Here is a 20,846-nt window from a genome sequence, read left to right as displayed (position 1 = left end):
TTTGATTTTTTACTGTTACCATAAGAAAATATTAAAAATTAAAGAGGAATAACGATAGAAGTATAAAGGCAATAAAGTTTCCAGCCTAGTGATTCATACAAAGGTTTTCCTTCTTCTGTGGCAATTAAAAAGTTTTTGGAAATGCCTTTTGATAATGCAATTTTTTCAAGTTCTTTCATTAAAAAAGTTGCAAGCCCTTTTCTTTTATGATTATCATCAGTCGAAATTCTATCATATACCGCCAATTCATCAACAAGGATAAGGCGACCTATAGATGCTACTTCACCTTTTTGAGTAACTATTCTAATAGTATAAGTTAAATTATGATTAGTTATTTCTAATTTGTAATCGTTATGTAAATATATATCAGGAATAGTCATCGGATGAAAACAAGACATCATATAGCCTTGAGGTTGAACTATCCATTTCTTATAGACATGACGTTTTACTTCGCTTGGGGGAGCACAAACTTTTAAAAAGATCCAAGATTCATCTATATCTTTTGAAAGCTGAATAAAATCGTCATTAAGTTCAGTAAAAACATAGCGTGTTTTCTGTTTTTCAAAACCCACATCAACCTTTAAGCCGGATTTAAATTTAACAGGTAATGGTAATTCTCTAGATACGCTCCAGGCTTTAAGCCAGTTTTCAATGATATCTGAAGAAATATGATTTTCCATAGTTAAATATATTATAAACAAATATAAAAAAAGCAGGATAAAGAAATCCGAATTATTTGTAAGATACTAACCATGAAAAAAGTTTAAATTTCACTTTTCTTTTTCGTGTATATTGAAAAGTTAAGTGTTATGTTTGTTCACAATTCAGCGAAAAAATAAACTTAAAATTAGAAAGATATAGTGATAGATAAATTAGAGATTAAAGTTCATGAAAAACTATATGGACTTGATCATTTACGAGCTTGTGCTATTATTTTAGTTTTCTTTTTTCATTATTATATTATAAGTGACGGAGAGCCCGAATGGCTTCCTGATTTAGCTTCATTTGGCTGGACAGGAGTTGATTTGTTTTTTGTGTTAAGTGGATTTTTAATTTCTTCTCAATTATTTCTACAAATTAAAAATGGGCAATTAATTTCATTTAAAGTTTTTTTCATCAAACGATTTTTTAGAATTGTTCCGGCCTATTTAGCAACTGTTGGTATTTATTTTTGCTTCCCTTATTTTAGAGAAAAAGAAGCACTGCCTTCAATTTGGAGGTTTCTTACTTTTACTCAAAATTTTGATCTTAATTTAAAAGACTACGGAACATTTTCGCATTGCTGGTCGCTCTGTGTAGAAGAACATTTTTATCTTTTTTTACCCATTATTTTAATATTTCTACAGACTTCAAAACTGTTCTCTAAATCATATTGGCTATTAATAGGCTTGTTTTTATTTGGTTTTGCGATTAGATTTTATAGTTTTAATTACTTGTATTTGCCGAAAATTGGTGAAGAAAATAGTTGGATGTACTGGTATAAATTTATTTACTATCCGACTTACAATCGCTTAGACGGACTTTTGGTTGGTGTTTCAATTGCAGGAATTTATCAATTTTTGCCAAATTTATGGACCAGACTTTCAAAATATGGTAATCAGTTTCTTGTATTAAGTTTATGTATTTTGACAGGTGCTTATTTTTTATGTGAAGACTTACAGACTTTCAAAGTATCTGTTTTTGGATTTCCATTAATTGCAATTGGTTTTGGTTTTATGGTTGTAGGTTCGGTTAGTCCTACAAGCTTTTTATATAAAATGAATTCAAAAATTACAACGCTTATAGCTAATCTTTCTTTTTCAATTTATTTGACACATAAAGGAATAATTACGACAACCCACAAACTATTAAAAGATTTTGAAATAGAGAATAATATAATGCTTCTAATTTGTTTGATAACTTGTGTTTTAGGAGCATATATTCTTCACTTGACAATAGAAAAACCATTTATGAAAATAAGGAACAAAACCATAAAGGAAATATAAATGTTGTTTAGAAAACAGTCAACCAATTGTTTTTTTGGCATTTCACAAGATTAATAACTAGTTATGATTGTAAAAAAATCCTTATTCATTTTTTGAATAAGGATTTTTAATTTAATTATTTAAATATTTTTCCAAGTATTCTTATTGTCAAAACGATGATATTACTAAGTTTTAGAAAAAGAAATAACCAACAGATACTTGAAATACCCCATTTTTATTTTTAAAAGAAGAATTATCTACATTATTAATATCAGTTAATCCCAGATTGTATCTTACGCCAAAATTAAGTCCGTTTTCAAGTTTGTAGCCCAAACCAAAATTAACACCAAAATCAACAGTATTAAATGAATCTTTTACATCTGTCTTCTCATTTTTAGCAGCAAGTAAAAAGCCTATTTGCGGTCCGGCTTCAACACTTAATCCTTTTGTAACATAATATTTTCCCATTAAAGGAACGTTCAGATAACTTAAGGCAACTGTATTATCATTGAAGCCGTATCCCTGACCAGAATACATTAATTCAGGTTGAAAAGAAAATTTATCTGAAATGGGAATTTCAGATACAACACCAAAATTAAATGATGTTACAACATCAATACCTTTGGTATTATCTCCGCTAATAGTTGCAAAGTTTAAACCTCCCTTAACACCAAATTTAATTTCCTGGGCATTAACATTTGTAAATCCTAAAACTGTAACGACAGCTAGTAATAAAATTTTTTTCATAAAAAGTGTTTTTGAATTATTTGATGCAAAATTCACTTAAGAAAAATTAGGCGAGGTTTCAAAAGCTTAAAAGTGTATAAAATGGTACTTATTTGCTGGTATTTTTATATTCATTTGGTGTCTGGCCAGTAACTTTTTTAAAAGCTTTGTAAAAAGTCGTTTTTGAAGTAAAACCAGATTCTAATCCCATCGTCAACAAATTATATTTTTCATATTCAGAATTTGACATCATTTCCTTAACAGCTTCAACCCGATATTGATTGATGTAATTGGCAAAATTGTCCCCTGTTATTGTGTTTATAATTTGTGAAACGTATCCGGCGCTTATACCTAGTTTTTCAGCAACTTTTTCTCTGTTTAATGTACTGTCTGTATAAATGTGCTGCTCTTTGCAGAGAAATTCCAGTTTTTGAAAATAAAGATTATCTGCCGTGATAGATTCCCTATATTCTTCTGGTGTACTATTTTCTACAATTTCCAGATCACTATACGAAATAGCGAAATCATGATTTAGAAAATTGTAAACTGCATCTTTGTTCTTAGCCAGTTTGTATTTATAAATGCCTATATAAGCTGTCCAGTGAATTATAAATGTTGCAGATAAAGCCAGGGCGCTCATAGTAGAAGAAATGTCATATTGAAGAAATAAGCCGGCCAGAGCGGTAATAAGAAAAGCGAATACCAATGAAGAAATAATTGTTAATAAAGTAATTATCCATTTTTTTCCTGTGAATCTTTTAAATGTCTTATCATAAAATAAGAATAAATCGGTAGGAATGGCATGAATGTAACGGCTAAAGCAAGATGGATCAGACCAAGTATATTGATTACATCAATACCTGCCTCAGGAATAGTGTAAATTCCTGCAACATGATCAAGATCTTGTGTAATATTAAGGACGGCGGAATAGGCAAATGGAATAAGACATAAATAATTTTTTTGTTTACTTTTTACAGTATCATCAATCCGGTTTATAATAAACAGGAATAGGAAAGCAGGAATTAGAAATACCCATTCGATGTGGTCAATAAAGCGTAGAAAAGGATAGGGAGTAAATGCATCTTCGATCTCAAAAACATGATTCAGTAAAATAATTGAAAATGTAAATAGTAAGTATGCCAGATATTTATTTGAATTACTATTGAATAAAGAAGACTTTAAAATAATTAAGCCTAAGACTATTCCCTGAAAAACCGCAATATTTAAAAGTGTTGTATATATCAATTTTTTAATATAAAAGTTGTTTTTAAGATCTGTTTTTGGATATCGTGGTAATTAGTCATTTTTTTAAACATAACTTATTTCAAACGAAATTGGTAAGACGAATTTATAGTAATACGGATGATTTTTCTTAACGGATTAAGAAATGATTAACTAAAACAGCTCGTGCCCGAAGAAGCTCTTTCTTTCAACCCAATAAAAATTGATTTTTATATTTGCAGTTTGTATTTTTGCCCTTATGAATGATAATTTTATAAATGAATATTTTGGGATAGGGATACAAAATGGTAAAACGCCTGAAAATTTAGGTGTTTTATGGCGCTCTGCTCAAAATTTAGGTGCAACTTTTATTTTCACCATTGGTAATCGATATGCCAAGCAAGCCTCTGATACTCATGATGCGGTAAAAGCAATTCCTTATTTTCATTATGATACTTTTGAAGCTTTTTTTGAAAACTTACCAAAAGGGGCACGATTGGTTGGTGTAGAATTAGATGAAAAAGCTTCTGATTTAGAAACTTTTGAGCATCCAAGACGTTGTGTTTATTTATTGGGAGCAGAAGATCATGGCCTATCCAAAAAAGTTATGGACAAATGCCACCATTTAGTAAAATTTAAATCGGTAAAAAGCCTGAATGTGGCTGTGGCAGGAACTATTATTATGTACGACAGAAATTTGCCTAAACCGAGGTCGTAATAAAGCTGATAAAAGTTTCCCGACTTTTTACGTTTTTCGTTTAAAACAACAAAAGCTCCAGATAACCGAAGCTTTTACTTAGTCACGGAACAGTCCTGAAGGTTTTCGTGATTTCGCAGCATTAATAATGAACACTTTGGAACAGGGAATCAATTCATTATTTATTCAAGGCCATTTGCTTTTCACCCCAGATTCTCATTTGATTGATAAAAGGAATTAATTCTATTCCATTTTCAATAAGAGTATATTCAACACGAGGCGGAACTTCAGCATAAACCTTTCTTGAAATTAGTTCATCATTTTCTAACTCTTTGAGAGTTTGAGTAAGCATTTTTGGGGTTATGCCTTCAACAATTCTTTTTAATTCTCCGTATCTCATCAAACCATCTTTTAGATACCATAAAATTCTTGCTTTGTATTTTCCGCCTATTCTTTGAAAAGCATAATCAACCGGACAATATGCTTTTTTTAAATTTTTTTTCATTAATATTTTTTTTAAATTACTGATAATCAATATTAGTATGTTTTTTGTGTCTTAAGCACTAAAATGTATGTACTTGCAACAAAGATATTAAATTACTTTATTTGCTAAAGTCTTAAAGAAATGAATATGAATAATTTAGCCCGACAAAATTCAGAAAACATACATGTATTGGAAATACGGAATTATTTATTAAAGCCAGATTTAACCAATAAGTTCAGCGATTATTTTCACACGAAATTTGTTGCTCCAATGAATGAACTCGGTGGATACACTTTAGGAGAATTCAAAATTAATAGCGTAAATGATAGATTTGTCTGGTTCCGTGGTTTTGCGGATATGAAAACCAGGTTGAAATTTTTGAATGATTTTTATTGTAATAGTGCAACTTGGAAAGAATATGGCAAAGGTGCAAATGAGATGATGATTAACTCTGATAATGTTTATTTATTAAGACCATTAAAAAAAGAAGTTAATAGTATATTGTTAACAGATAAAATATTTACAGTTGTAGATTTTTATATTTGTAATGGCACACTTGAAAAGGTTATTAACCTATTTGATACTACATATATTCCATTTCTTAAAAATTTAAAAATAGAAGATATAATACTTTGGGTGAGCGAATTGACTGAAAATGATTTTCCAAGGCTACCTGTTTTTCAAGATAAAAATCTTTTAGTAAGTATTGTACATTACCAAGATGAAAATGAGTTTTATACCAAGCAAAAGGAAATTGAGAATATGCCTACTGATTTAAAAAAATCGATGCAAGAGTTAGTAACGATTCAGAATAAATTAGTGCTTTTAAATTTGAGGTAATGTTTCAGGGGTTAGTAATGAAATTAGCGGTCCAAATCTTAAATTTCAAAATAGAATAATAATTTGTAATTATTATTCTATTTATACTTATTCAAATCCAGATTAAGAATAGTACCTATTCTGCTAAACTCTTCGTTAATCTTTGCATTCAGGATTAGTTGTTCGTTTTTTATTGGATGATTAAAAATTAATTGATGGGCATGAAGCATCATTCCTTTGAGGTCATAATTCTCCAGCCATAATTTATTTTGTTTGTTACAACCATGTGGACGACTTCCTAAAATGGGATGAAAAATATGTTTGAAATGTTTTCGTAATTGATGCATACGTCCGGTTTCAGGAATTGCTTCTACCAAACAATATCGTGATGTTGGTTTATTATTAAATTCTAACTCAACTTCGGCATTTTGCAAACGATGAAAGTATGTTATTGCATTTTGTGTGATGTTATTATCATTGGTTAAATCATAATCAATCGTTAGTTCTTCGGGTGACCAGCCACGTAAAATGGCTAAATATTTTTTTCGACTTCGCGTGTGGCAAAACGATCATTCATAATTTTTAAAACTTCTTTATCCAACGCAAATAACAATACGCCAGATGTTTTGCGATCCAACCGATGAATAGGATAAACGTGTTGACCTATTTGATTTCTCAATTCCTGAATAGCATAAACTTTTGCATCGCGTGCATAAAATGATTTGTGAACCAACAACCCACTTGGTTTATTAATGGCTATAATATATTCGTCCTGGTAAAGAATTTCTAACATTTGGCAAAAGTAGAAGAGATTTCGACTAAAACCACTTTTATGACTTATTTGTTTTTATACCTTTCTTCGTAGTCCCGGAACGTTATGCTGGATTACCGCTTATAATTCTGACTTTTATAAGTAGTATTTCTAATAAAAACTTTAGAATTAAAAACTGAATTCGTATATTGTTCTGCCGTTTTTCAGTTCATTTTAATAGAAATAAGTCCAGATTATGAAAAAATCATTAATGCTCTTCGTAGCATTCTTAGCTTTTACAGCGTGCTCAAAACATGAAGGTAAAAAATATTGCGATCACTGGAATAGATTCCACATTGCGGCCTGGTAATGATTTTTTTAAATATGTAAATGGCAAATGGTACGATTCTGTATCAATACCTGCATCCCAAGCCGGAGTTGGTGCCTATATGTTTATGAATTTTCCACAACGAATTCGCCTGCAAGGAATATTGGACAGTATTTCGCAAAGTAAAAATCCGGCAGGAAGTATAGCACAAAAGGTAGGAGACTTTTATGCATCAGGTATGGATACTGTAACGATTGACAAACGCGGTTATGCACCTATCAAACCCCTGCTTGCCAAAATTGAAGCAATTAGCGATTTGCCTTCTTTAATGAAATTTGTAGTTACTGAAGAAAAAGTGGGCAATTCTTCTATAATAGGTTTTGGAGTGGGACCAGATGAAAAAAACAGCAGTATGAACATTGCCCAAAGCTATCAAACGGGAATTGGTTTGCCTGACAGGGACTATTATTTCAAATCAGATTCATCAACTGTTGCCATACAGGAAGCGTACAAAAAATATCTTGCTACATTATTTCAGCAAACCGGCAGCAATGCCAAAGAGTCTGAAAAGAATGCTGATTTGGTTTACGATATTGACAAACAACTAGCCGTTTCGCATAAAACAAAAGTTGAACTTCGGGATGTGCAGGCAAATTATAATAAAATGGCTGTGACAGATCTTGTAAAAAGACATGCCAACATAGACTGGAACACTTTTTTAAATAATTTAGGTGCTCAAACCGATTCTATTAATGTAGGTCAACCTGCCTATTACGATGCCTTAAATAAACTTTTAAAAACCATCCCTATTGATAATTGGAAGATTTACCTGAAAGCAAATTCCTTAGAAAGATATGCAGATGATTTAAGTAAACCTTTTGTAGATGCCTCATTTGAATATACCAAAGTGCTTTCTGGTCAGGCTGTTCAAAAATCACGTGGTGAAAAAATGGCTAGTGTCCTTGATACTTACTTAGGCGAAGCGTTGGGTGAATTGTATGTAAAGAAATATTTTTCAGAAGATGCTAAAAAACGTATGTTAACTCTAGTGAATAATTTGCAAAAAGCTTATGCCATAAGAATTGATAAATTGAAATGGATGAGTCAGGGCACGAAACAAAAAGCTAAAGAAAAATTGGCAGCCATGACCAAGAAAATAGGATATCCGGATAAATGGAGAGACTATAGCAAGGTACATATAGCCAGGAATACCTATTTTGAGAATATGGTTTCGGCCGCTACAACTGCATATCAATTTCAATTGGCAAAATTGGGAAAACCAGTCGATAAATCAGAATGGTATACTACAGTTCCAACAGTTACGGCATATAATAATCCTACTGCAAATGAAATTGTTTTTCCAGCAGGTATTTTACAAGCCCCATATTTTGATAATAATGCAGATGATGCCCTTAACTATGGAGGTATCGGAATGGTTATAGGTCACGAAATAACACATACTTTTGATGATCAGGGTGCTCAATATGACAAGGATGGCAACTTAAAAAACTGGTGGACAAAAGAGGATTATGCACAGTTTAAGTCAAGAATACAACAAGTTATCGATTTGTACAGTACATATACCGTTTTAGGCGATCTACACATTAATGGCGCAATGACAGTTGGCGAAAATACAGCAGATATTGCAGGAATAGCAGTTGCCTATGATGCTTTTAAAATGACCGAACAAGGAAAAGGGAACACAAAAATTGATGGTTTTACTCCAGACCAACGTTTCTTTATTTCTATAGCCAAAATATGGCGCGTAAAAATGAAAGATGAGTTCCTGCGTTTATGGATTAACAATAATCCGCATTCTCCACCAAATTGGCGTGTAAATGGTCCTTTAATGAATACTACACCTTTTTACGACGCATTTAATGTACAAGCTGGAGATAAAATGTTTTTGCCTAAGAAAGATAGGATAACAATTTGGTAGTATCCCACTCACGAACGCTTCAATTTATAAAATATAGAAAAATTCTTGCGCGAGCATAGACAAAAATCCCAAGTGTCTTTAAATGATTGGGGTATTAACTGAATTTTTAAAACCTTATATTATGTTAAAAAAAATTTTAAAATTAAACGGAGCTCAAGAATTAACTAAAAATGAGCTAAAAGCGGTAAATGGTGGAATAACAGAAATTTGCGTTAAAGGGATTGCAAGTGGACTGGCCATTTTAAAAACTGGACCATGTCCTCCAGAGTATCCTCTAGTTGGTGGAGGATGTTGTTTCGCAGATTAATAATGAATTTGCAAAAAAATATTTATTGTAAGACATGGAAAATTTAAGAGGTTAAGCTACCCCATACAAAGGCAGTAAAATTTTCAAACAAAAAACTTAAACTAATGCTCTTACTTTGTTGATTGTATAATAATGATATGCTATCTTCAACAATAAATTTATATTTTTTAAAAAGAGAGGAACTTGCTTCCTCTCTTTTTTATAATAAAATCTCAAATTATTACCCTACTGGCACGAGCCTCCGCTCGTGAATGAGAGATAACAAAAAAGCTCCAGATTTCTCTGAAGCTTTATTTTGATATTTTTTATAAATGATTTATTCCGAAATTATTTATTGATTAATTTTTCAAGCCTTGCCATCATTTCATCTTTTTCTTTTAACATACGCTCAAATAAAGCAATCTTTTCTTCGTGCAATTGGATAACCTTCTCAATTGGATTGTAATTATTAATTACAAACCCAATTGCACTGTCATTGTTAGTAAATGTATTTGCAATAACGTTTACCGCTTGCTCTTCATCAAAGTTTTGAAAAGCTTCAACAGGAATTTTCAAAGAATTTGAGATTTGATTAAGGATATCATCTTCAATTATATCTTTTTGCTCCAGCATAGAAATTTTCTTTTGATTCCAGTCATTTCCCAGATCAAAAGCCAATGCTTCTTGTTTGATGCCAAGCATTTCTCTAAAACGTTTTACGTTTCTTCCCTGATGTATTTTCTGTTCCATAATGATGATCAATTTTTCTACAGGCTCAAAGATAAAGCCATTTGGCTTAAAAATTTTGAATTTCAAAGATAAAAAAATATATATTTGAGAATAAATAATGTGTGAAATTTATCACACATATCTACCAAATTTGGGGACTTTGTATGGTTTTGTTACACATATAATAAGTTGGTGGCAATTTTGCGAGACAACTCACCTACATTAATTAACAAGAAATAAATGAAATTAACAATTACAATCGGACTTCTTTTAATTGGTCATCTTACATTTGGACAAGACAGAATTCAAAAAATTGACAGTTTACTTAATTCTCTTTATTCAAAAGAGAAAATCAATGGAAATTTTCTAATTGCAGAAAAAGGGAAAGTTATTTATAGCCATAGTTTTGGACTTGCAAACGAAACAACAAAAGATAAATTAAACGAAAATTCGATTTTTGAATTGGCATCTTGTTCAAAGCAGTTCACAGCTATGGGGATAATGATACTTAAAGAAAAAGGGAAGTTGAATTTGGACGATAACATCAAAAAATATTTACCCGAACTTTCATTTTATAAAGGTATAACTATAAGAAGCTTATTAAATCATACTGGAGGTCTACCAGATTATATGCAGCTTATGGATAGTTTATTTGACAAATCTAAAATTGCCACTAACAAAGACATAATTAATATATTTAGTAAGCATAAACCAAAAATAGTATTTGAGCCAAATACTAAATGGGAATATAGCAACACGGGCTATGCACTATTGGCATCAATAATTGAGAAAGCATCGGGTTTGACATACGCTGACTATCTAAAAACAGCTATTTTCCAACCGTTGAAAATGAAAAACACCTTTGTTTACACTCGTAGATTATCGCCAAAGAAAATTGACAATTATGCTTTTGGTTATGTTTACTCAGATAGTTTGAAAAAATATGTTTTACCAGACGAATTGAAAGAAACTAAAATGGTTATTTGGCTTGATGGTATTGTTGGAGACGGAACAGTTAATTCAACTGTAAACGATTTATTGATTTGGGATAGAGCATTATATACCAATAAATTACTCACAAAAGAGGGAATGAAAGCAGTTTTTGAATTAGCAACTTTGAAAGACGGAGCTAAAAGGAATTATGGTTTTGGTTGGGGAATTGAAGACAATGCTGATTTTGGAAGAATTGTAAATCATAGTGGGGGTTGGCCAGGTTATGTAGCTTTTATCGAAAGACATATTACAAATGATAAAACAATAATAATACTTCAAAATCACAACAACGTTACAATTCCTTCTAAAGCAATTAGAAGTATTTTATATAATAAACCATTGCCTGTGCAAAAAACCAGAAAAGAAATTAGTATTACAACTGAGGAACTTCAAAAGTTTGTTGGGACTTATGCAGTTGAAAAAGATTTTGAAATCAAAATTTCATTAGATAAAGACCAACTATTTTCACAATTGACAGGACAAAATGTGTTCCCGATATTTGTAGAAAGTGAAATGTTATTTTTCTACAAAGTAGTAGATGCACAAATTCAGTTTGAAAAGAACGAAAAAGGAGAAATTTCAAATTTGTTTTTATTACAGAATGGAAAAAAGATAGAAGCAAAACGGATGAAATAAAAACTGGCACCAACACACGCTACAAACAATTTAGGCATTTGGCTAAATGGAAAAATTGATTTGTATTTGGAAGATTTGGCAAATCCGAATAATGGGATTAATTTAGTGCCAAATTCGTTGTAGTACCAGAACATTATGTGTCATTTTACAACAACAAGGAGAATCCAACAGCTTATATTAAGATGATAAAAAATTGGTTTAAAAACTTTTTTAAGACAAATAAAGTTGATTCTAACATCATAAAGCAAGCCATTTTTGATTACCGAATTCAAGGAAAAGAATTGATGTTTGCACTTGGAAAAAAATTTGAGCTTGATATAAATAATTTGGAAGAATATGAAAAATTAATATCAAGAAATAATGAAAATATTCCACGAAAAGGAAAGCTATCTGAACGTTGGAATTATTGTTTTCATGGTGGCGAATGTGGTTTTTACAACAAAAAGCACAAACAACAAGTTGAAGTTGTTTTAAGTAATCCACCAGAATTTGGTCATATTGATGCTTGGTTTCTTTTGTCTTTTATGCAATCAACCGAAAGATATAAAAATGAAGTAGGAAATATAAAATGGCAAAAGTTAAGGACAATGATTAACGAACTATCTAAAAGTGGGCAAATTTAAGATATTTAATAAAAAACGCCTGCTCTTCGAAGAGTTCTATGAAAGGCTGTGCGAATGTCTCCTGACTTCGCACCCGTAAAGAGAATCGACAAAGAGAAGTCTACAAAACTAGTAACAATCAATATAGAATATTGGAACGGGTACGAAGTCGGGAGACTTCGCACAGCTGACTATTTTACCTGAGCAGAACTGAAAAACATATCTTAACATGAATAAAGTATTTTTAATATTTATTTTGTCACTAACTCTAAATTCTTGTAAACAGAAAGTAGAATTGGAAAAGTATGACAAAAATGGAAACCTCATAGTTTATAGTCAAGAAGTCTATACAAATATGTGGATAAAGAATAAAAAATTAAAAGTTACTGTTATAGATACATTTTGCATAAATCAAAAAGCAAAAGCAAAAAAAGATATCAAAAACAGAAAGTTAATTTATTTTGGTTTTCATCCAAGAGAGTTTAAAAAAATGACCGAAATATTAAAAAAATTTGGAATTAAAACAAAAGAACATTTAGGAACTTGCATAAGAATGGGTGGATTTGAACCTTATTGTTATCAAGAAGAAATGTATAAAGAAATAAACAGAAAATACGGCGAAAATTTTATTGATTCAATTTTTAAAGTCGCTCAAAAAGAGTTCATCATAGAAAATCCTAATATTGAATACATGGAAAATGGAATAGATTTAAGGAAAAAAATACTTGAAGAAAAAAACAGCCACTAACAACCGTTTGGCGAGATTGGGGTTTTTAGGTTTAATGGAAAGTTGGTTTTGTATTTGGAAAATCTGTGTTTGACCGAAAAATCCCGCATCTTTATTCCCCAACCCCTGCTCTTCGAAGAGTTCTTATGAAAGGCTGTGCGAATGTCTCCTGACTTCGCACCCGTAAAGAGTTCTTATGAAAGGCTGTGCGAATGTCTCCTGACTTCGCACCCGTAAAGAGAATCGACAAAGAGAAGTCTGTAAAACTAGTAACAATCAATATAGAATATTGGAACGGGTACGAAGTCGGGAGACTTCGCACAGCGGAAGCAATCAAATATCTAACCAGTTTGTGAATGATTGTTATAAAATTATTTCCTGATTTGTTTGTTAATTTTAACTCTCTTTGAGAAGGTATTCTTTTTCTAATTTTTAGATCATCATTTCCTTATATTTACCACTTTCAAGATAATCCATTACTTTTAGAAAATTCTCATAGTGTGGAACTAAATAGGAATTATCATTTTCTCCCTGCTGAATGGCATTATAAATTCTGGATTTATACATTTTGGTAAATTCATCATATTTCTTGTTATTATTACATAATTTCATTATTATAATAGCTTTAAAAATACAGTTTTTGAAAAAATAGTCATTCCAATCCATCCAGCCATATTTTTCCAATATTTTATCGTTTATATCCTGTATTGTAAGAAAATCATTGAAAAAAGGAATATGATACTGTTGGATATAAACATTCATATTGTTTACAGCTTCCAAAATATTCCCATCCAGAAGCTGACCATTCTGGTACACAATTTCATGAGTTAAGTCATCAGGAGAGTTAATATTTGGGATCATTTTATTGGTTAGTGTTTGCTGGCAGTAGAAAATAAAATTCCATGAATCACTGAAAATTTCAGACACATGAGGATCTGGCAGAATAGTATTTAGAATTTTTTCCACCGATTTAAAACTTATATATGATCTCATACCACCTTCTTTCGACATTGTAATAGGGTCATATAATCGATAATCATAACCAAAGCCATAAGTTAAAACGTCATATTTATCTTTTGTTTCTCTATAAAAAGTACCTGTATTACATTCCATCATATAATCTAAATGCTGAAAGCCTAATTTTTTAAGATTAATATGCTCTACGATTAAATCATCGATCTTTTTAAGTTTTTCCATTTTTATATCCTATCAAATAATAATTAGATTTTAAACCCGATCGCTCGGATATGCGCAAAGATAGCGCGGAAATTCTTTCCGTGCCCGCAAAGAAAATCGATAAAGGATAAAACAAAAACTCGCATGACAGCGAGTTTTTTTGTGTCACCGCTCTCGCACGAATCCTTTCGTGTGACACAAAGTGAATCAACAAACAATTGAAATAATAATAAACAAAAAAAGCTCCAGATTTCTCTGAAGCTTTTATCTTAGTAGCGGGAACAGGACTCGAACCTGTGACCTTCGGGTTATGAGCCCGACGAGCTGCCTACTGCTCTATCCCGCGATGTTTCGGGTGCAAAGATACGCCGTTTTTTGAGAATTCCAACGAAAACTTTAAAAAATGTTTTATTTTCTGTATTGAGTTGATATGACTACCTTTGCAAAATAAATAATTCACAAATGTCACATAAAGCAGGTTTTGTAAACATCATCGGGAATCCAAACGTTGGAAAATCAACGTTGATGAACGCCTTTGTTGGAGAAAGATTATCGATCATTACATCAAAAGCACAAACAACTCGTCACCGTATTCTTGGAATCGTAAATGGCGAAGATTTTCAACTTATATTATCGGATACTCCCGGAATCATCAAACCGGCCTATGAAATGCAGGAGTCGATGATGAATTTTGTAAAGTCGGCTTTTGAAGATGCTGATATTTTGGTTTACATGGTCGAAATAGGGGAGCAGGACTTAAAAGATGAAGCTTTCTTTAATAAAATCATTCACGCTAAAATTCCGGTTTTGTTGTTGCTGAATAAAATCGACAACTCAAATCAGGAACAATTAGAGGAACAAGTGGCTTTTTGGACAGCAAAAGTGCCAAATGCTGAAATTTTTCCAATCTCGGCTTTACAGAATTTTAATGTACCGGAAGTTTTTGGAAGAATCATCGAATTGTTACCAGAATCTCCAGCGTACTATCCAAAAGATCAGTTAACAGACAAACCGGAACGTTTTTTCGTAAACGAAACGATTCGTGAAAAAATCTTGTTGAATTATAGCAAAGAGATTCCGTATGCGGTTGAAATCGTTACGGAAGAGTTTTTTGAAGATGAAAAAATTATCAGAATCCGTTCCATCATTATGGTAGAACGCGAAACGCAAAAAGGAATCATTATCGGACATAAAGGTGCGGCTCTTAAAAAAGTAGGAACCGATGCTCGTGCTGATTTAGAGAAATTCTTCGGAAAACAAATTCACATTGAACTTGTGGTTAAAGTAAATAAAAACTGGAGAAGCAACGCAAATATGTTGAAGCGTTTCGGGTATAACCAGTAATTTTTGTTGAATCGGTTAATCGTTGATTTGTTTAATCGAAAAACGTAAAATTTCTTGATGCCTTGAAGCCTTAGCCCTGATAGAAGTGGAAATCCTTTTGTGAAGCTTTAGCGGAACAAAAGATTGAAACGGATAGCAGGAAATAGCTCCTGAAAATACTCCTTATATAACAGGAAAAATAATAAAAAACTTAGGTACTTAGAAACTTAGCCTCTCAGCAACTTTTTTTAACTACCTTTGCAAAAAATTAAAATACAGCATTTTGGATTTACAATTTAATATGATTTTGTCAAAAGCAGAATCTAAAATCTGAAATCTAAAATCTAAAATTCAAAAAAATGAATAACATTGTTGCGATAGTAGGAAGACCTAATGTAGGGAAATCGACCCTTTTTAATAGGCTGATACAAAGAAGAGAAGCTATTGTAGATTCTGTATCTGGGGTTACCCGTGATAGAAACTATGGTAAAAGCGAGTGGAACGGAAAAGAGTTTTCTGTAATTGATACCGGCGGATATGTTCGTGGATCTGATGACGTATTTGAAGGTGAAATTCGCAAACAAGTAGAGCTTGCTATCGACGAAGCTGATGTTATTATTTTTGTGGTTGATGTAGAAGAAGGAATTACGCCAATGGATGATGTTGTTGCGCGCTTATTGCGTAAAGTAACAAAACCGGTTTTATTGGCTGTAAATAAGGTAGATAATGCGATGCGTGAAAAAGACGCATTGGAGTTTTATAACTTAGGTTTAGGAGATTACTTCACATTTGCGAGTATTTCAGGAAGTGGAACCGGAGATTTATTAGATGCTTTAATCGAGTCTTTCCCGGTAAAACCAGAGCCAGTTCAGGAAGAAGTGGTTTTGCCTCGTTTTGCTGTTGTAGGTCGCCCAAATGCTGGAAAATCTAGTTTTATCAATGCTTTAATTGGTAAAGAACGTTTCATGGTTACCGATATTGCGGGAACAACTCGTGACGCAATTGATACAAAATTTGACCGTTTTGGTTTTGAATTTAATTTGGTTGATACCGCGGGAATCCGTCGTAAGGCTAAGGTTAAGGAAGATTTAGAATTTTACTCTGTAATGCGTTCGGTTCGTGCGATTGAGCATGCAGATATTTGTATATTGGTTATCGATGCAACCCGCGGATTTGAAGGTCAGGATCAAAGTATTTTTTGGCTGGCAGAGAAAAACCGTAAAGGTGTTGTGATCTTAGTAAACAAATGGGATTTGGTGGAGAAAGATACCATGTCGACTCGTGATTACGAAGAGAAAATTAAAAAAGAACTAATGCCTTTTACAGATGTGCCAATTTTGTTCGTTTCGGCTTTAACGAAACAACGTTTATTGAAAGCATTGGAAGCTACAGTTCAGGTTTTTGAAAACAGAAAACAAAGAATTCCTACTTCAAAATTCAACGAATTTATGTTGAAAGTAATTGAAGCTTATCCGCCGCCAGCGACAAAAGGTAAATATGTAAAAATTAAATATTGCATGCAGTTGCCAACATTAACGCCTCAGTTTGTGTTTTTTGCTAATATGCCACAATATGTAAAAGAACCTTACAAACGTTATCTGGAAAATAAAATTAGAGAAAATTGGGATTTTTCGGGAGTGCCAATCGATATTTATATCAGAGAGAAATAAAATAAAAAGTCCCCAAATTTGGGGACTTTTTTATGAGTATTATTTTTTAATGGCACACTATTTGAATAAATGTGAAAACTACAATTAAACCTTTTTGTTTTTTTGTAGTCTAACTAAAACTAACCAATTTTTTATGACCAAAATTTATTCTTTTTTAGCACTTTTTTTCCTTTTTGTTTTTACTGCAAATGCTCAAAACGACATTACCGTTAGAGGGACTGTTCTTGATGTTAATACGCAATTGCCACTGGAAATGTCAACTGTTTACTTTACTACCGTAAAAGATTCTACTGTTATTGAATATGCTACAACAGACAAGAACGGAAACTTTGTAATGAACATTAAAAAATATGATAAGCCTGTATTTTTAAAGGTAAATTATATGGGATACCAAACTTATTATGAAGAGTACAAAGGACTCACAGAAAGTAAGGATTTTGGTAAAGTATATTTAATCGAAAATGTAAATGCCCTAAATGAGGTTATTATAAAATCAGAAGCAGCACCTATAACCATCAAAAAAGATACACTGGAATTTAATGCTTCTTCTTATAAAGTCCGCCCGGATTCTAATGTTGAAACCTTATTGAAACAATTGCCCGGATTTGATGTTGACAACGACGGAAAAATTACCGTAAATGGACGAGAGGTCAATCAGGTTTTAGTAAATGGGAAAACGTTTTTTGATAAAGACGGAGCCATAGCAATCAAAAATTTGCCTGCCGATATCATCAAGAAAATTCAGGTTTCTGATTTTAAAACAAAAAAAGAAGAGCTTTCTAAACAGGAATCGACTTCAGATTTTTCGAGTATTAATATTACGATTGACGAAAAGAAAAACAAAGGTTACTTTGGAAAAGTAATGGGTGGTTACGGATCTGATGACCGATATGAGGCAAACGTTAATTTGAATTTCTTTAATAATAAACAGAAAATTAGTTTGTTAGCTTCATCCAATAACATCAATTCCACTGGGTTTTCTATGGATGATGTTTTTGATAATATGGCTGGCGGACGAAATAGCAATAGCAAAAGCGGAGGTTCCGGTTCTGGTGGAAAAGGAATTACACAATCTAATTTAGTAGGCTTAAATTATTCTGATGACTGGACAAAGGATTTGCTTGCCATGGGAAGTTACAATTTTTCTAATACAGTTAATAAAAATGATAGTAAATCAAATCAGCTTAGTTTTTTGCCAACCGGAAACATTATTACAACGGCCGATTCTAAATCGAGAAATGAAAGTACAGGAAACAACGTTAATTTTGAGTTGGAATATAAAATTGATCCAAAAACGCGAATTGTAATTGCGCCTAGACTGAATCAATCAAGAACAAACAGCAATTCAAGTTCTTCGAGTTTTTCTGAAGATGAAAATGGAAACGCTTTAAATGAAAGTAATGCAAATTCGTATTCCGAAAATAACAATTTTAATTTTGGGAATACCATCAATTTTAATAGAGCTTTTGAAAGAAAGTCAAGAAATTTAAGTTTTGTTTTGTCTAATAATAACACAAGTACTGATGGAAATACAAGAAATCTTTCGGAAACGATTTTTTATCAGGACAATCAGCCAAATGACGAAAGAAATCAAAATACAAAAAAGAGAAGCAGCAGCGATTCTTATTCAGCAGATCTAGAATATACAGAGCCTATAACTGACTCGTTAAGAGTTAGATTTGGATCTGATTTTGATTGGAAAAGTTCTGCAAATGACGAAAGAACATTTAATTTTGATCCTGCTACACAAGAATATACAGATTTAAATCTGGCTTTGAGTAACTATACGAGTTCAATACAAAATTCGGTTACGCCAAAAGTTGGAGTTACGCTGCAAAAGAACAAGTTTACCCTGAATCTTGACAGCCGAACTTCGATTATAAATTTTGACAATCATTCTGTATATCTAAATAATGCCACAGATTTAAATAAAAAGTATGCATTGCCTTTTGCTACTGCGTTGCTGAGGTACAAATTTAGTCGTTCTAAAAATTTATCTTTCAAATACGATTATTCAAATGCACTGCCATCTGCAACACAGTTAATGCCGGTTATAAATCTTAATAATCCTTTGAATACAATTGTTGGAAATCCGGATTTGAAACCAATTGAAAAAAACAGTGTAAGCTTTAATTTTAAAAATTATGATTTCCGCTCGCGTTCCGGTTACAGTTTATATGTAAAAGGAGATTATTATGATAATGATATTGTATCGACTTCTCTATATGACGAAAGTGGAAAGAGAACAACGACTTATGTAAATATTTCGGGAGTTTACAACGCGTCGATTGGCGCAAACTGGAATCAATCTGTAAAAAGCGGTGCACATACTTTAAGATACGGATTAGGATTAAACGCTGGTTATACTTTTGATAAAGGATTTACAAATGCCGTTTTATACAACGCAAAATCGACATCAATTACACCAAAAGTATATTTGTCATACGATTACGGAGAAATATTAACCATTGCACCATCTTATAATTTATCATACAATCAGTCAAAATATGAGAATTATTCAAGAGATGCGACTTCAAATGTGGTTCACAGAATCAATTTGCAAACAACGACTTATTGGCCGGAGAATTTAATTTTTGGAAATGATTTTGGATATACTTACAACTCCAATATTTCTGATGATTTCAAGAAAGATTTTTATTTGTGGAATACGAGTTTGTCTTATGGATTTTTGGATAAAAAACTATACGCAAAAGTAAAAGTATACGACGTTTTAAATCAGAATCTAAGCGCCACAAGAACAATTTCTGCAACATCTATTCGTGATGAAGAAAACACCGTTTTAAAACGTTACGTAATGTTTTCTCTGGCTTATAAAATTGGAAATTTTAAAGGAGCAGAGAAGGGTGGAAAAAGAAGAGAAAGAGATTAGTTTTTTATTTAGGTTCATAGGTGCAAAGTGGCAAAGGAACAAAGATTAAAAAAATCCGAAATCAATTTTGATTTCGGATTTTTTTTAATCTAAAATCTACCCCGAAGCCTCGGGACTAAAATCTAAAATCTAAAATCTAAAATCTCCGATCAATTCTGTGATAAACCGTAAAACGAATAATATCCCGATCATAAAAATCGACACCACTGGCACGTCGTTGTAGGCTTTTTAGATACCCTAATTCTAAACCAATATTTGGATTGAAATGATAACGTAATGCAGCGTAAATTCTGTTTTGATCGAAAGTGTTTCTTTTATTGTCTTTTCCGAAATTGAATAAAACTTCATCAGAAAGAGTGCCTTTTAAACTTCGTTTTTCTTTTTTCCAAAGATCAAAAGTCGATTGTAACCGGTATCTGAACCTAAAAGCAAAAGAAAAATCATCAAGTAATTCTGTTTTAGTTGCTTTCTGTATAAAACGTTCTTCTAGTTGAAAACGATTGTGAAAAGTAATTTTTGCAATATCATTAATTAAAGTAATATCCTGCTGAACTCGATATTCGGGAACGGAATAATTAGGATCAACGTGCGGATCCTGAGTATTGACATTAAAATAAGCAAATCCTCCGCCTAAATCTACAATTTTTGTGGCGCGATATCTTCCCTGAATTCTTATAACAAAAAGATTTTCATGAAAAGGATTTATAAAACTACGATTATCAAATTCAGAATGTAAGGCCCACTTTTCGGTTAAAGGCAAAATATTATAATACCGAATCCAGGTCAGTGTTTGCTGATCAAAATTTCTTTTGGTTTGAGCAAAGCCAATTTGAGTCAAAAAAGTAAAAAAGAAAAATATCCTCAGAATTTTCATTTATATAAATC

19 protein-coding genes, 1 tRNA gene and 1 pseudogene are annotated in these 20,846 nt (G+C 31.9%); 11 read left to right on the top strand and 10 right to left on the bottom strand.

What is annotated here, in order from left to right:
- Window positions 1–38: 38 nt before the first annotated feature.
- Window positions 39–680, bottom strand: a complete 642-nt coding sequence (locus tag ACZZZT_RS23065; protein ID WP_463462082.1) for a GNAT family N-acetyltransferase — start codon at window positions 678–680, stop codon at window positions 39–41.
- Window positions 681–860: 180 nt separating this feature from the next.
- Here ACZZZT_RS23065 and ACZZZT_RS23060 point away from each other — a divergent pair, with 180 nt between their 5' ends.
- Window positions 861–1,985, top strand: coding sequence for an acyltransferase family protein (locus tag ACZZZT_RS23060; protein WP_463462081.1), 1,125 nt, complete (start codon window positions 861–863; stop codon window positions 1,983–1,985).
- A gap of 171 nt (window positions 1,986–2,156) precedes the next feature.
- Here ACZZZT_RS23060 and ACZZZT_RS23055 read toward each other — a convergent pair whose 3' ends face one another.
- From ACZZZT_RS23055 to ACZZZT_RS23045, 3 genes are all read right to left on the bottom strand, one after another.
- Complete coding sequence (locus tag ACZZZT_RS23055; RefSeq protein WP_042563924.1) at window positions 2,157–2,711, bottom strand: porin family protein; 555 nt, start codon at window positions 2,709–2,711, stop codon at window positions 2,157–2,159.
- A gap of 88 nt (window positions 2,712–2,799) precedes the next feature.
- Complete coding sequence (locus tag ACZZZT_RS23050; protein WP_463462080.1) at window positions 2,800–3,396, bottom strand: helix-turn-helix domain-containing protein; 597 nt, start codon at window positions 3,394–3,396, stop codon at window positions 2,800–2,802.
- Between the two features lie 26 nt (window positions 3,397–3,422).
- The gene (locus ACZZZT_RS23045) at window positions 3,423–3,935 is read right to left on the bottom strand and encodes a hypothetical protein (RefSeq protein ID WP_463462079.1); all 513 of its coding nucleotides are present in this window, start codon (window positions 3,933–3,935) and stop codon (window positions 3,423–3,425) included.
- Window positions 3,936–4,170: 235 nt separating this feature from the next.
- Here ACZZZT_RS23045 and ACZZZT_RS23040 point away from each other — a divergent pair, with 235 nt between their 5' ends.
- Window positions 4,171–4,629 carry an RNA methyltransferase gene (locus ACZZZT_RS23040; RefSeq protein WP_042563926.1) on the top strand — a complete coding sequence of 153 codons (459 nt, stop codon included), beginning with the start codon at window positions 4,171–4,173 and terminating at the stop codon, window positions 4,627–4,629.
- 157 nt (window positions 4,630–4,786) lie between these two features.
- On the opposite strand, the gene ACZZZT_RS23035 is transcribed toward ACZZZT_RS23040, so the two are convergent.
- Complete coding sequence (locus ACZZZT_RS23035; RefSeq protein ID WP_463462078.1) at window positions 4,787–5,113, bottom strand: winged helix-turn-helix transcriptional regulator; 327 nt, start codon at window positions 5,111–5,113, stop codon at window positions 4,787–4,789.
- Window positions 5,114–5,239: 126 nt separating this feature from the next.
- Between ACZZZT_RS23035 and ACZZZT_RS23030 the strand changes: the two genes are divergently transcribed.
- Complete coding sequence (locus ACZZZT_RS23030; RefSeq protein ID WP_463462077.1) at window positions 5,240–5,932, top strand: hypothetical protein; 693 nt, start codon at window positions 5,240–5,242, stop codon at window positions 5,930–5,932.
- Window positions 5,933–6,009: 77 nt separating this feature from the next.
- Here the strand turns inward: ACZZZT_RS23030 and ACZZZT_RS23025 are convergent.
- Window positions 6,010–6,704: pseudogene (locus tag ACZZZT_RS23025) on the bottom strand (pseudouridine synthase).
- Window positions 6,705–6,976: 272 nt separating this feature from the next.
- On the opposite strand from ACZZZT_RS23025, the gene ACZZZT_RS23020 reads away from it, so the two are divergent.
- Both ACZZZT_RS23020 and ACZZZT_RS23015 read left to right on the top strand, forming a co-directional pair.
- A complete protein-coding gene (locus ACZZZT_RS23020; RefSeq protein ID WP_463462076.1) occupies window positions 6,977–8,929 on the top strand; it encodes a M13 family metallopeptidase in 1,953 nt (650 codons plus the stop codon).
- Window positions 8,930–9,011: 82 nt separating this feature from the next.
- Complete coding sequence (locus ACZZZT_RS23015) at window positions 9,012–9,236, top strand: class IIb bacteriocin, lactobin A/cerein 7B family (protein ID WP_463462075.1); 225 nt, start codon at window positions 9,012–9,014, stop codon at window positions 9,234–9,236.
- A gap of 327 nt (window positions 9,237–9,563) precedes the next feature.
- Here the strand turns inward: ACZZZT_RS23015 and ACZZZT_RS23010 are convergent, their stop codons facing one another.
- On the bottom strand, window positions 9,564–9,965 hold the full coding sequence (locus tag ACZZZT_RS23010) for a helix-turn-helix domain-containing protein (RefSeq protein ID WP_463462074.1): 402 nt from the start codon (window positions 9,963–9,965) through the stop codon (window positions 9,564–9,566).
- A 219-nt stretch (window positions 9,966–10,184) separates the two neighbouring features.
- Between ACZZZT_RS23010 and ACZZZT_RS23005 the strand changes: the two genes are divergently transcribed.
- The 3 genes from ACZZZT_RS23005 (at window position 10,185) to ACZZZT_RS22995 (ending at window position 12,923) form a co-directional block, all read left to right on the top strand.
- Complete coding sequence (locus ACZZZT_RS23005; protein ID WP_463462073.1) at window positions 10,185–11,573, top strand: serine hydrolase; 1,389 nt, start codon at window positions 10,185–10,187, stop codon at window positions 11,571–11,573.
- Window positions 11,574–11,755: 182 nt separating this feature from the next.
- The gene (locus ACZZZT_RS23000; protein ID WP_463462072.1) at window positions 11,756–12,196 is read left to right on the top strand and encodes a DUF6896 domain-containing protein; all 441 of its coding nucleotides are present in this window, start codon (window positions 11,756–11,758) and stop codon (window positions 12,194–12,196) included.
- Between the two features lie 208 nt (window positions 12,197–12,404).
- Window positions 12,405–12,923: a hypothetical protein gene (locus ACZZZT_RS22995; RefSeq protein ID WP_463462071.1), complete on the top strand. Its 519-nt coding sequence runs from the start codon at window positions 12,405–12,407 to the stop codon at window positions 12,921–12,923.
- A gap of 411 nt (window positions 12,924–13,334) precedes the next feature.
- Here the strand turns inward: ACZZZT_RS22995 and ACZZZT_RS22990 are convergent, their stop codons facing one another.
- Window positions 13,335–14,099, bottom strand: coding sequence for a hypothetical protein (locus ACZZZT_RS22990; protein WP_463462070.1), 765 nt, complete (start codon window positions 14,097–14,099; stop codon window positions 13,335–13,337).
- A 252-nt stretch (window positions 14,100–14,351) separates the two neighbouring features.
- Window positions 14,352–14,424 (bottom strand) — tRNA-Met (locus ACZZZT_RS22985).
- A gap of 116 nt (window positions 14,425–14,540) precedes the next feature.
- On the opposite strand from ACZZZT_RS22985, the gene era reads away from it, so the two are divergent.
- The 3 genes from era to ACZZZT_RS22970 all read left to right on the top strand — a co-directional run bounded on the left by era (window position 14,541) and on the right by ACZZZT_RS22970 (window position 19,961).
- Complete coding sequence (era, locus tag ACZZZT_RS22980) at window positions 14,541–15,422, top strand: GTPase Era (RefSeq protein WP_056194996.1); 882 nt, start codon at window positions 14,541–14,543, stop codon at window positions 15,420–15,422.
- A gap of 338 nt (window positions 15,423–15,760) precedes the next feature.
- Window positions 15,761–17,071: a ribosome biogenesis GTPase Der gene (gene der / locus ACZZZT_RS22975; RefSeq protein WP_042563958.1), complete on the top strand. Its 1,311-nt coding sequence runs from the start codon at window positions 15,761–15,763 to the stop codon at window positions 17,069–17,071.
- A gap of 133 nt (window positions 17,072–17,204) precedes the next feature.
- Window positions 17,205–19,961, top strand: a complete 2,757-nt coding sequence (locus tag ACZZZT_RS22970; protein ID WP_463462069.1) for an outer membrane beta-barrel protein — start codon at window positions 17,205–17,207, stop codon at window positions 19,959–19,961.
- Between the two features lie 136 nt (window positions 19,962–20,097).
- On the opposite strand, the gene ACZZZT_RS22965 is transcribed toward ACZZZT_RS22970, so the two are convergent.
- A complete protein-coding gene (locus ACZZZT_RS22965; RefSeq protein WP_463462068.1) occupies window positions 20,098–20,799 on the bottom strand; it encodes a DUF2490 domain-containing protein in 702 nt (233 codons plus the stop codon).
- Between the last annotated feature and the right edge of the window lie 47 nt (window positions 20,800–20,846).

The sequence above is a fragment of the Flavobacterium sp. AC274 genome (assembly GCF_979258275.1).
This window is presented reverse-complemented; position numbering and strand designations above follow the sequence as displayed.

Coding starts and splice junctions, on each gene's coding strand:
- era (WP_056194996.1), top strand. CDS start 14,541: ATGTCACATAAAGCAGGTTTTGTAAACATCATCGGGAATCCAAACGTT.
- ACZZZT_RS23010 (WP_463462074.1), bottom strand. CDS start 9,965: ATGGAACAGAAAATACATCAGGGAAGAAACGTAAAACGTTTTAGAGAA.
- ACZZZT_RS23055 (WP_042563924.1), bottom strand. CDS start 2,711: ATGAAAAAAATTTTATTACTAGCTGTCGTTACAGTTTTAGGATTTACA.
- ACZZZT_RS22995 (WP_463462071.1), top strand. CDS start 12,405: ATGAATAAAGTATTTTTAATATTTATTTTGTCACTAACTCTAAATTCT.
- ACZZZT_RS23030 (WP_463462077.1), top strand. CDS start 5,240: ATGAATAATTTAGCCCGACAAAATTCAGAAAACATACATGTATTGGAA.
- ACZZZT_RS23020 (WP_463462076.1), top strand. CDS start 6,977: ATGAAGGTAAAAAATATTGCGATCACTGGAATAGATTCCACATTGCGG.
- der (WP_042563958.1), top strand. CDS start 15,761: ATGAATAACATTGTTGCGATAGTAGGAAGACCTAATGTAGGGAAATCG.
- ACZZZT_RS23015 (WP_463462075.1), top strand. CDS start 9,012: ATGATTGGGGTATTAACTGAATTTTTAAAACCTTATATTATGTTAAAA.
- ACZZZT_RS23035 (WP_463462078.1), bottom strand. CDS start 5,113: ATGAAAAAAAATTTAAAAAAAGCATATTGTCCGGTTGATTATGCTTTT.
- ACZZZT_RS23065 (WP_463462082.1), bottom strand. CDS start 680: ATGGAAAATCATATTTCTTCAGATATCATTGAAAACTGGCTTAAAGCC.
- ACZZZT_RS22990 (WP_463462070.1), bottom strand. CDS start 14,099: ATGGAAAAACTTAAAAAGATCGATGATTTAATCGTAGAGCATATTAAT.
- ACZZZT_RS22970 (WP_463462069.1), top strand. CDS start 17,205: ATGACCAAAATTTATTCTTTTTTAGCACTTTTTTTCCTTTTTGTTTTT.
- ACZZZT_RS23005 (WP_463462073.1), top strand. CDS start 10,185: ATGAAATTAACAATTACAATCGGACTTCTTTTAATTGGTCATCTTACA.
- ACZZZT_RS23040 (WP_042563926.1), top strand. CDS start 4,171: ATGAATGATAATTTTATAAATGAATATTTTGGGATAGGGATACAAAAT.
- ACZZZT_RS23000 (WP_463462072.1), top strand. CDS start 11,756: ATGATAAAAAATTGGTTTAAAAACTTTTTTAAGACAAATAAAGTTGAT.